This is a genomic window from Methylophilus sp., from assembly GCF_008015755.1.
GTDB lineage: Bacteria > Pseudomonadota > Gammaproteobacteria > Burkholderiales > Methylophilaceae > Methylophilus.
The window spans coordinates 25,886-36,074 of sequence record NZ_SSGF01000013.1 but is presented as its reverse complement, the minus strand read 5'-3'; the positions used below and the strand labels follow the sequence as shown (position 1 = coordinate 36,074).

Annotated in this window: 11 protein-coding genes; 3 read left to right on the top strand and 8 right to left on the bottom strand. The window is 52.2% G+C overall.

From position 1 onward, the window contains the following. Window positions 1-44 precede the first annotated feature (44 nt). Complete coding sequence (rpsT, locus tag E6Q52_RS05750) at window positions 45-416, top strand: 30S ribosomal protein S20 (RefSeq protein ID WP_019881458.1); 372 nt, start codon at window positions 45-47, stop codon at window positions 414-416. 133 nt (window positions 417-549) lie between these two features. On the opposite strand, the gene E6Q52_RS05745 is transcribed toward rpsT, so the two are convergent. From E6Q52_RS05745 to E6Q52_RS05715, 7 genes are all read right to left on the bottom strand, one after another. Then, window positions 550-1,698, bottom strand: coding sequence for a 5-(carboxyamino)imidazole ribonucleotide synthase (locus E6Q52_RS05745; RefSeq protein WP_292819621.1), 1,149 nt, complete (start codon window positions 1,696-1,698; stop codon window positions 550-552). Continuing rightward, window positions 1,695-2,189, bottom strand: coding sequence for a 5-(carboxyamino)imidazole ribonucleotide mutase (purE, locus tag E6Q52_RS05740; protein WP_292819618.1), 495 nt, complete (start codon window positions 2,187-2,189; stop codon window positions 1,695-1,697). The genes E6Q52_RS05745 and purE overlap by 4 nt, the downstream gene beginning before the upstream one ends. A 35-nt stretch (window positions 2,190-2,224) precedes the next feature. Then, a complete protein-coding gene (proB, locus tag E6Q52_RS05735; RefSeq protein WP_292819616.1) occupies window positions 2,225-3,346 on the bottom strand; it encodes a glutamate 5-kinase in 1,122 nt (373 codons plus the stop codon). Window positions 3,347-3,351: 5 nt separating this feature from the next. Beyond that, complete coding sequence (cgtA, locus tag E6Q52_RS05730; RefSeq protein ID WP_292819613.1) at window positions 3,352-4,404, bottom strand: Obg family GTPase CgtA; 1,053 nt, start codon at window positions 4,402-4,404, stop codon at window positions 3,352-3,354. A gap of 118 nt (window positions 4,405-4,522) precedes the next feature. Continuing rightward, entirely contained in the window at window positions 4,523-4,780 is a 258-nt protein-coding gene (gene rpmA / locus E6Q52_RS05725; RefSeq protein ID WP_019881453.1) for a 50S ribosomal protein L27, read from the bottom strand. 47 nt (window positions 4,781-4,827) lie between these two features. After that, window positions 4,828-5,142 carry a 50S ribosomal protein L21 gene (gene rplU, locus E6Q52_RS05720; protein WP_024929491.1) on the bottom strand — a complete coding sequence of 105 codons (315 nt, stop codon included), beginning with the start codon at window positions 5,140-5,142 and terminating at the stop codon, window positions 4,828-4,830. A gap of 135 nt (window positions 5,143-5,277) precedes the next feature. Then, window positions 5,278-5,622: a hypothetical protein gene (locus tag E6Q52_RS05715; protein ID WP_292819608.1), complete on the bottom strand. Its 345-nt coding sequence runs from the start codon at window positions 5,620-5,622 to the stop codon at window positions 5,278-5,280. Between the two features lie 115 nt (window positions 5,623-5,737). Between E6Q52_RS05715 and E6Q52_RS05710 the strand changes: the two genes are divergently transcribed. Together E6Q52_RS05710 and ccoG are read left to right on the top strand one after the other, a co-directional pair. Next, window positions 5,738-7,162 (top strand): PLP-dependent aminotransferase family protein, encoded by a 1,425-nt coding sequence (locus E6Q52_RS05710; RefSeq protein WP_292819605.1) that lies wholly within the window; start codon window positions 5,738-5,740, stop codon window positions 7,160-7,162. Between the two features lie 86 nt (window positions 7,163-7,248). Next, complete coding sequence (gene ccoG / locus E6Q52_RS05705) at window positions 7,249-8,658, top strand: cytochrome c oxidase accessory protein CcoG (RefSeq protein ID WP_292819602.1); 1,410 nt, start codon at window positions 7,249-7,251, stop codon at window positions 8,656-8,658. 44 nt (window positions 8,659-8,702) lie between these two features. Here ccoG and E6Q52_RS05700 read toward each other — a convergent pair whose 3' ends face one another. Continuing rightward, window positions 8,703-10,094, bottom strand: coding sequence for a 3'-5' exonuclease family protein (locus E6Q52_RS05700; RefSeq protein ID WP_292819599.1), 1,392 nt, complete (start codon window positions 10,092-10,094; stop codon window positions 8,703-8,705). Window positions 10,095-10,189 lie beyond the last annotated feature (95 nt).

The window sequence follows — 10,189 nt, the reverse complement described above, 5'->3', positions numbered from 1 at the left end:
GTTTCGTATCACACCCCTTTTGAAAGTTACAGGATAAAACGAATATGGCAAATACCGCACAAGCACGCAAACGCGCGCGCCAATCCGTCAAAGTAAACGCGCACAATGCTGCGCTGCGTTCAACTTTGCGTACTGCGATTAAAAAAGTAATCAAAGCGATTCAAACTGGTGACAAAGCTGCTGCTGTGGCTTCTTACCAAGAAAACGTAAGCGTGATTGATCGTATCGCTGACAAAAAAATCATTCACAAAAACAAAGCTGCTCGTCATAAGAGCCGTTTGACTGCTGCGATCAAAGCATTGTCCGGTGATACACCTGCGACTTTAGCTTCTGTGAAAAAAGCAGCTGCACCTAAAGCCGAAGCGGCACCAGCTAAAAAAGCTGCTAAGCCTCGCGCGAAAAAAGCCGCTGAATAATTTCAGTAGGGGTGCATACTAAAAGAGCCGGACGTTTGTCCGGCTTTTTTATTGCCCGATACCAACTGGCATCACAACATCAGCAGATACAAAAAAGCCCGGACATGCCGGGCTTTCTTTTTTGGCAAATCAGTTATTCACCAATATGCAATTCACTGCGCGCCACTTTGGCCGCATTGAGCACTGCTTGCGCATCTTCACCTATCACCGTGAAATGGCCCATTTTGCGCGCCTTGCGCGGCTCGTGCTTGCCATATAAATGCATTTTAAGGTTACCGTGCGCAAACGCTTTATCCCAGGCTGGCTCAACCTGCTTGCCGCTATAGAGCCAGCTATCGCCCAGAATATTCACCATGACGGCATGGCTGTGCAAATGCGGGCTGCCCAAGGCCTGGCCAGTAATCACGCGCACCTGTTGCTCAAACTGGTTAGTCACGCAGGCATCTAACGTGTAGTGGCCAGAGTTGTGCGGACGCGGTGCAATCTCATTGACCAGCAACTGGTTGCCGACCACGAAAAATTCCACACCTAACACGCCGACATAATTGAGGCTAGTCGCTAGTTTTTTCGCCAACTCTTGCGCATTGGCTTTGATCACCTCAGAACAGCGTGCCGGGGCAATACTGATATCGAGAATCCCGTTTAAATGGCTATTTTCAGCGGTTGGAAATGCAGCAATATTGCCATGCACATCACGCGCCAGCACCACAGACACTTCCAGGTCCAGTGCTAACATTTTTTCCAGCACACAGACTTCTTGTTTGAAATCCTTAAATGCAGTCACGGCTTGCGAGCGATTCGCCACACGTGCCTGGCCTTTGCCATCGTAGCCAAAACGCGCCACTTTCAACACGGCCGGATACATCTCGCCATCTTCCGGCAAATCACTTTCGACCGTCACAGGCACAAATGGGCCCACCGGCAAGCCAGATTCTTTAAAGAAGGTTTTTTCCTTGATACGGTGCTGTGCAATGGCGACCGCGTCTGCACTTGGATGCACAACGGTCGACTTCGCCAATGTCGCCAATGTTTCGGCTGGCACATTTTCAAATTCGGTGGAGATCGCCTGACAGGTGTCTGCCATGGTTTTCAATGCAGCCGCATCGTCAAACGCAGCACACAGATGCACATCGGCAATCATGCCGGCAGGGCTGTTTTTGTCTGGATCGAGCACAGTGACTTTGTAGCCCATCTCGTGGGCAGCAATGACGAAAAAGCGGCCGAGCTGACCACCGCCCAACATCCCTAACATGGCTGAAGGTTGAATCACCGCGGCTGTCATGGTAGCTCACTCAAAATCATGGCGTGTACTTTTTCGGCTTGTTTCTTGCGGAAAGTCGCTAATTTTTCTGCCAACGTCGCATCCTGGTTCGCCAACATGGCTACCGCAAACAAGCCCGCGTTCGCCGCACCGGCATCCCCAATGGCAAACGTGGCGACTGGGATCCCCTTAGGCATCTGCACAATAGACAGCAGCGAGTCTTGACCTTGCAGATGCTTGGAAGGCACCGGCACACCTAACACTGGTAAGGTGGTTTTTGCAGCCACCATGCCTGGCAAGTGTGCAGCCCCGCCCGCACCAGCAATAATCACCTGAAAGCCATTGCTTGCAGCAGATTCGGCAAACTGGAACATCAGGTCTGGCGTGCGATGCGCAGATACCACGCGCGCCTCGTAAGCGACACCAAAATCTGCCAGCATTTGCGCGGCACTCTTCATCACCGGCCAATCGCTGTCCGACCCCATAATAATGGCTACCAAAGGTTTACTCATCACGTTGCCTTGCACTCTCTTCGTCTTGTTGGCAATTAAACCAATACCAGGTTATCCCTGTGTATCAACTCTTTTTCTTCGACATAACCCAGCACACTTTCAATCTCGCTGCTGGGTTTACGCTTGATTCTGCGCACTTCATTGGCATTGTAATTGACAATGCCGCGTGCCCACTCTTTCCCTTGTGCGTCTACGCAGGCAACCACATCACCGCGCTCAAATTGGCCCAGCACATCAACCACGCCAATCGGCAACAAGCTCTTGCCCTCTTTGCTTAAGACAGTGATTGCACCATCATCGAGCACCACTTTACCACCCACACGCAAATGATCGGCCAGCCATTGTTTTTTGGCCAGGGTTTTCATTTTACCTGCGCGCAAATGCGTACCGATAGCCTCGCCCTGGCTTAAACGCATCAGCACGTCGGTCTCGCGGCCAGAAGCAATCACGGTATGCGCGCCGCTATTGGCTGCACGCTTGGCGGCCAGAATTTTGGTCAGCATGCCGCCGGTACCCACAGCACTGCCAGCGCCACCCGCCATGCTCTCCAGCTCGGGATTACCCGCGGTTTCGAAATTGATAAACACTGCATTGGGGTCTTTGCGCGGGTCGGCGGAATACAAGCCCTGCTGATCGGTAAGAATCACCAAAGCATCCGCCTCGATCAGGTTAGCCACCAGCGCCCCCAGGGTATCATTATCCCCAAAACGAATTTCTTCGGTCACCACCGTGTCGTTTTCGTTGATGATAGGAATCACGTTTAAATCGAGCAAGGTACGCAAGGTGGAGCGCGCATTGAGGTAACGCTTGCGGTCGGCCAGGTCTTCATGTGTAAGCAGTAACTGCGCAGTGTGCAAGCCATGCTGCGTAAAGCATTGCTCATACATTTGCACCAGGCCCATTTGGCCGACAGCAGCAGCAGCTTGCAGCTCATTCACCTCAACCGGACGTTTTTTCCAGCCCAGGCGCTGCATGCCTTCAGCGACCGCCCCGCTGGAGACCAGTACGACTTGCTTGCCCTGCTTGACCAGTGCACTGATTTGCTGCGCCCAAGCAGCAATCGCGGTTTTATCCAAGCCCTGGCCATTATTAGTGACTAGGCTGGAACCGACCTTTACAATCAGGGTTTTGCTGTCTTGTATGAGTGAAACGCTCATAAAACTTATTCTGTCGCTGGCTGCGGTTGTGCGTCTTCTAATTCACGTTGTGCACGCGCTTGTTCAATATGGTCCATGATCGCATAAGTCAGCGTCTGGCAGCCGACACCGCTAATCGCAGAAATCGGGAATACCGGACCTTCCCAACCATAGGCTTTGACAAAATCCGCCACTTTTTGCGCGCTGTCTTCCAGCATGTCGATTTTGTTCAGCACCAGCCAGCGTGGTTTATCAAACAGCTCCTGATCGTATTTTTTGAGCTCATTGACAATCGCCTTGGCTTCTTGCACCGGGTCAACGGCGTCATCAAACGGCGCCAGGTCAACCAAGTGCAGTAGCAAAGAAGTCCGTTGCAAATGGCGCAAGAACTGGTGACCCAAGCCCGCGCCTTCCGCCGCGCCTTCGATCAACCCAGGCACATCGGCAATGACAAAGCTGCGATTGCTATCGACACGCACCACACCCAGATTAGGGTGCAAAGTAGTAAACGGGTAATCAGCCACTTTGGGTTTAGCTGCAGACACGGAGCGGATAAAGGTGGATTTACCCGCATTAGGCATGCCGAGCAAGCCCACATCGGCCAACACCTTGAGTTCAAGGTACAACTCGAACGCTTCACCCGGGTCGCCTTTGGTGCATTGACGTGGGGAGCGGTTGGTACTGGTTTTAAAGTGGATATTACCCAAGCCGCCATTGCCGCCTTTGGCCATCATCACTTTTTGGCCATCGACACTCAAGTCCACCATCATTTGGCCGGTGGCTTTATCGCTAATGGTGGTGCCGACTGGCACGCGCAGGATCATGTCTTCACCGCCCTTGCCGTAGCAATCAGAGCCGCTACCATTTTCACCGCGTTCCGCTTTAAAGGTACGCGTATAACGGTAATCTACCAGCGTATTGATATTGCGGTCAGCCACCACGAAGATAGAGCCGCCACGGCCGCCATCACCGCCGTTGGGGCCGCCCATAGGCTCGTATTTTTCGCGGCGGAACGTGGCAACGCCGTTGCCACCGTCACCGGCGTAGACTTTGATAGTAGCTTCGTCAATAAACTTCATGATTCAATTTGCCTTTTAAGCGCATGGCTGCGTTATGGTGAACAAGGCTGCATGCAATCTGCGAACTATAAAGTAAAAAGCCCCGTCAAGCGACAGGGCTTTTTACATGATACTTTGATTAAACCGCTTCGATGCTCACGGTATGACGCTTTAAAGCGCCTTTGATTGCAAATTTAACTTTGCCTTCTACCAATGCATACAGTGTGTGGTCTTTGCCCATACCGACGTTTTCGCCAGCGTGCATTCTTGTCCCACGTTGGCGAACAATGATGCTGCCAGCGTTAACAACTGTTTCACCGAAAGCTTTCACGCCCAGGCGCTTGGCTTGTGAGTCGCGGCCGTTACGTGAACTACCGCCTGCTTTTTTGTGTGCCATGTTTGATTCCTTATTCTAGCAATCTGCTCTACTCAAGCAGAACGTGCTTATTTTGCTGAAATAGTGTCGATTTGAATTTCTGTATAGCTCTGACGATGACCTTGAGTCTTGCGGTAGTGCTTACGACGACGCATTTTAAAAATCATCACCTTGTCACCACGGCCATGTGATACCACAGTGGCATTCACTTTTGCACCAGCTACCAAAGGTGCACCAACTGTCGTTGTTTCACCATCAGCAATCAACAACACTTTGTCGATTACAACAGTAGAACCAACGTCACCAACCAATTTTTCTACTTTTAATTTGTCACCAGCGGCTACTTTGTACTGTTTGCCACCTGTTTTAATCACTGCGTACATAATGATGCCTTAAACGTCGCCTTTTAAAGAACCCGCAATTATACGCAATTTATCGCAGAATGCAAATATATTTGCGCATGTTTTTCACGGTTGGCCAGGCCACTGGTTGACCAGCCTGTTTGATTGCCAGAATTCTTATTTTACCCCGAATCGCCAGGGCCGGATACTGCCATTTGTGTAGTACTGATAGACCGCAAATACACACGCCAGCAACTCGGCTGAAAGCTGCGTATCTTCGCCGGTTGCGGTGCGCAGCGAAGCCACGCGGTAAATCGGCTGCATTTCAATGTTATTTAATGAACTTAGCGGTTGAAAATGCACGCAAACCAGTGGCTGATCCTGCTGTAAAACCTGCACATTAAACATATCCGTGACCTGCAGTTGCAAGGCCTGGCCATCATACATAGTCAAGGCATAGTGTTTTTTCGTTTGTTGCGTCACGCTTTTTACCGCTGACGCCAGCAATTCTGAGACTTGCATCACCCGCCCTTTTCACAAAAGTCGCAGCTTATCGCTACCAGGCATTGCTAAACAGAAGCAGTTTGGATTAAATTAACCATATCAGATTAGCGGCTTAAAGGCGGCAGGGCCAGTTGTGAAAAAATACGAAATCATCGCCGAAGACATTGCCAGCGCCATTCAGCAGGGCTTACTCAAACGCGGCGATAAGTTACCGTCTATTCGCCAAACTCAAACCAGCAAACAGGTGAATGCTTCTACGGTGTTTCAAGCCTATTATTTGCTGGAAGCACGCGGCCTGATTGTGACGCGCCCGCGTTCTGGCTATTACGTTGCCGGGCCGCTAGGGAGCGAGCGCTTGTTGCCGCACACCGCCAGCGATGACGGCACGCCGACGACGCTGCAAGTCAGTGACCTGGTGTTCAACCTGCTGGAGCGCATTAAAGACCCGCAACAAATCCCATTTGGCTCGGCTTTTCCCAGCCCGCTGCTATTCCCGCTCGCCAAGCTGGCGGATCATATGGCCAGCGCCGTGCGTCGCATGCAACCACAAGAAACGGTGAGTGACATTGGCCAGGGCGATATTGAGCTCAGGCGCCAGATCGCCCTGCGCTATCAGTTAGATGGTAAGCACACCGAGCCAAGCGATATTGTGATTACCAATGGCGCCCTGGAGGCGCTAAACCTGTGCCTGGCCGCAGTGACCCAGCCTGGGGATAGCGTCATTATCGAGTCACCTAGCTTTTACGCGGCCTTGCAAGCCATTGAGCGCATGGGCTTGCGCGCCATTGAGGTGCCTAGCCACCCGGAGCACGGCATAGACCTGGCCGCACTGGAGCGCGCCATTATCCAGCACCGCCCCAAAGCCTGCTGGCTGATGACCAACTTTCAAAACCCGACCGGCAGCCTGATGCCCTCAGACAAAAAACAAGCGCTGGTGGCGCTGATCACGCGCTACCAACTGCCGATGATAGAAGATGACGTCTATCGTGAATTGTATTTTGGCAAAGAGCGTCCCTTACCAGCCAACACTTGGGACAGCGACGGCTGGGTGATGCATTGCAGTTCATTCTCAAAAGCGCTAGCGCCGGGATACCGCGTCGGCTGGGTCTCGGCCGGACGTTTTGCCGAAAAAATCACTCGCCTGAAAATATCCACCACGCTGGCCACCTCAATTCCGGCACAACTGGCACTGGCAAGCTACCTGGCCAAAGGCGGTTATGACAAACACTTGCGCCAATTGCGGCACCAACTTATGCTGCAGCAACTGCAATTTTCGCAGGCGATTCACCAACATCTGCCGCCGCAAATACGCTTTACTTTACCGCAAGGCGGTTATTTTTTATGGTTGCAACTGCCCGGGCAACAAGATGGTTTGCAACTGTTTCAGCAGGCGAATGCCGAAAATATCAGCTTGGCCCCTGGCCATATGTTCTCGTCACAGCAGCAATATGCCAGCTATATTCGGCTCAATTATGGCCACGCCATGCATCACGTGCATTTGCAAGCCATCGCGCGACTGGGACAACTGATGAAATCACCCAGCAAGCCCCGTATCTGATATGGTTTTTTAACTTAAAACTGAATCTGTTTTAAATTAACCATCTCTTCTACACTGCACTCGTCTTATTCCTTTTGAGTGCCTGTATGTCCTCTTCCCGCAACAAACCCGTGATTCCTATCATGGCAGTCCCGGTCACCGACCAAACCATTTCGCTCTATCAGAAAACACCCAAGGTTTATCCGCGCTCGGTCAGCGGTTACTTTAAAAACTGGCGCTGGCTGATGATCTGGCTGACACAATTGGTGTTTTACGGCATGCCCTGGCTGCAGTATGGCGGCCGACAGGCACTGTTACTGGACATAGACACGCACCGCTTTTATCTGTTTGGCCTGGTGATTTTTCCGCAAGACTTGTTTTACCTCGCATTGCTGCTCATCATCAGCGCCCTCGGCCTGTTTTTATTTACCGCCGTTGCGGGTCGCCTGTGGTGTGGTTTTTCTTGCCCGCAATCGGTGTATACCGAGATTTTTTTATGGATGGAGCGCACGATAGAAGGTGATCGCATGGCCAGGCAAAAACTGGATAGCCAGCCTTGGGGCGTGCGTAAATCTGGCATTAAAGTGAGCAAGCACTCCGCCTGGCTGGCTTTCTCTTTGGTCACTGGCTTTACGTTTGTTGGTTACTTCACGCCGATACGCGAATTATTCAGCGATGCGCTGCAGTGGCAAATGGGCGGCTGGTCTTGCTTTTGGCTTGGGTTTTATAGCCTGGCGACGTATGGCAACGCTGGCTTTTTGCGCGAACAAGTGTGCAAGCACATGTGCCCTTATGCACGTTTTCAAAGTGCGATGTTTGACAATCACACCCTGATTGTCGCCTATGACAGTGCACGTGGTGAACCGCGTGGTGGCCGCAGCAAACATCAGGATTACCAGGCCGATGGCCAGGGGTCATGCATAGACTGCAACATCTGTGTGCAGGTCTGCCCGGTCGGCATTGATATCCGCAACGGCTTGCAATATGAATGCATCAGCTGCGGCTTGTGTATTGATGCTTGTAATGAGGTCATGGACAAAATGCAATACCCGCGGGATTTAATCCGCTTTTCGGCAGCGGGTCTGAGTGGGCAACACAAACTACGCCAGCATTTATTGCGCCCACGCGTCTTAATTTATAGCGGCTTGTTTGTGTTGATGACTGCCTGGTTGGGCTACGGGTTGCTGCATAAGCCTGATTTTAAGGTCGATATCATACGTGACCGCAATATCATGTTCCGCGAAACCGACCATGGCATTGAAAACCCTTACCAGTTGCACCTCACCAACGCCACAGAGCACAATCAGCGCTACCAGGTACGCGTAAGTGGCATAGACGGCTTGCGCGTGGAAAGTGAGCAGCTACTCACTGCCGCGCCCACCGAAGAAATATTGGTGCCCTTGAGTTTGTCTGCCCCGGCAAGTGACCAGCCAGGTAGCCATCGGATTCAGATCGACGTCACAGCGCTGTCGAATGGTGAACAAGTCTCCACCAACAGCACCTTCTACCAACCCTAACTCACGCTACCCCTTGCCCGTGTATCCGGCTGACAATTGCTTTCCTAGCCAGCCAGATCCAGTACACGGGTCTTTTTCTGCGACAGCATTTTCAACAGTAATTTATAGCTATCGAGGTCGAATTTGAGCGCTGTTTTTTGCGCGCGCAAGGCCTGCAAACTATCCTCATCCTCCGCCACGCCCAGATACACCCAGTGTTCAAACACGTGAATCTGGCGCAGATCATTTTCAAGGTTATATTCCTCAATACCTATCTTGCCGCGATACGGCCAGGCTTTGAGTTTATGTGCCATCAGTGCCTGTTGGACACGCAAAGCATGTATTTCGGGCGGCTCCTGCCCGCAACAGACGCCTTTGCAGCGCTTGAGCTGATAGGCAAAACAAGGCCCGGCGCGCCCGGTTTCCAGCCCCAGCGTTTTGGCACACAAATGGCTGAGGTCGGCAATTTTGCGCAGGGTTTCAACGGCTTGCCGCTTGCTTCTAAAGGTGCCGAACAACTGTGCCATCTGGCTGGGGTCAATCTCCTGCTCATGCACCAGCTTGAGCAGTGGTTGTGCCTGGGTGTCAATTTGCCAGCTACACAACGAACGCTCGCGCCGTAACTGGCGGTTATAGATAGGCATGCGCTCTTTCACCAGGCGCGATTCCAGCAGCAAGGCGCTAAACTCACCGGCGGCGGGGATCCATTCAAAGCGCTTCATTTCCTGCGTCATACGCATTTCTTTGGTGGAGGCATGGTCACTGCTGAAATGCGATAGCACGCGTGCGCGCAGATTCACGCTTTTGCCGATATACAAAGGCAGGTCGTTTTCACCATAAAACAGGTACACCCCTGGCGCCTCGGGCAGTTCGCCGACCAGGCTGGCATCGATATGTGGCGGCAACGTGGGCGCCGCCATCAGTTTGAGCGCAGCGGTTTGCACCGCGTCAGCGCCAAGGTCACGCTTGGCATCATTGAGCATAATGAGGATGGCTTCGACGTCGCCCATGGCGCGGTGACGTGCCAACCCAGTGATCTGGTGACGCGCAACAATCGCATCGATGCCGTGACTGTAATGCTGCGGGTATAGCAGCCGCGACAATTTGACCGTACACAACACCTTTTGCCGCAACGTGATATTCAAGCGTTTGAATTCAGACTTTAAAAAACCATGGTCAAAACGCACATTGTGGGCAGCGAGCACCGAGCCTTCGAGCAAGGCCAGCAACTTGTCTGCGACTTCTGCAAATAAGGGCGCATCGGCCACCATGGCATCGCTAATGCCGGTCAGCGATTGAATAAATGGCGGGATTGGTTGCTGCGGATTGACTAAGGTTTGCCAGCGCACCGTCTCCACGCCGTCATCAAAGCGCACCAGCGCAATTTCGGTAATCCGGTCTCGTAAAGGCGTCGCCCCGGTGGTTTCGAGGTCAAGAAAAGTAATGGAAGGCAACATGAGGCGAAGGGCTTTCTACTGCACATCAATCAGGCGGGAAATGCTGTGCATTTTAGCGCATTTTTGGCTATTCGCATTGACACGGCCAACGCCTC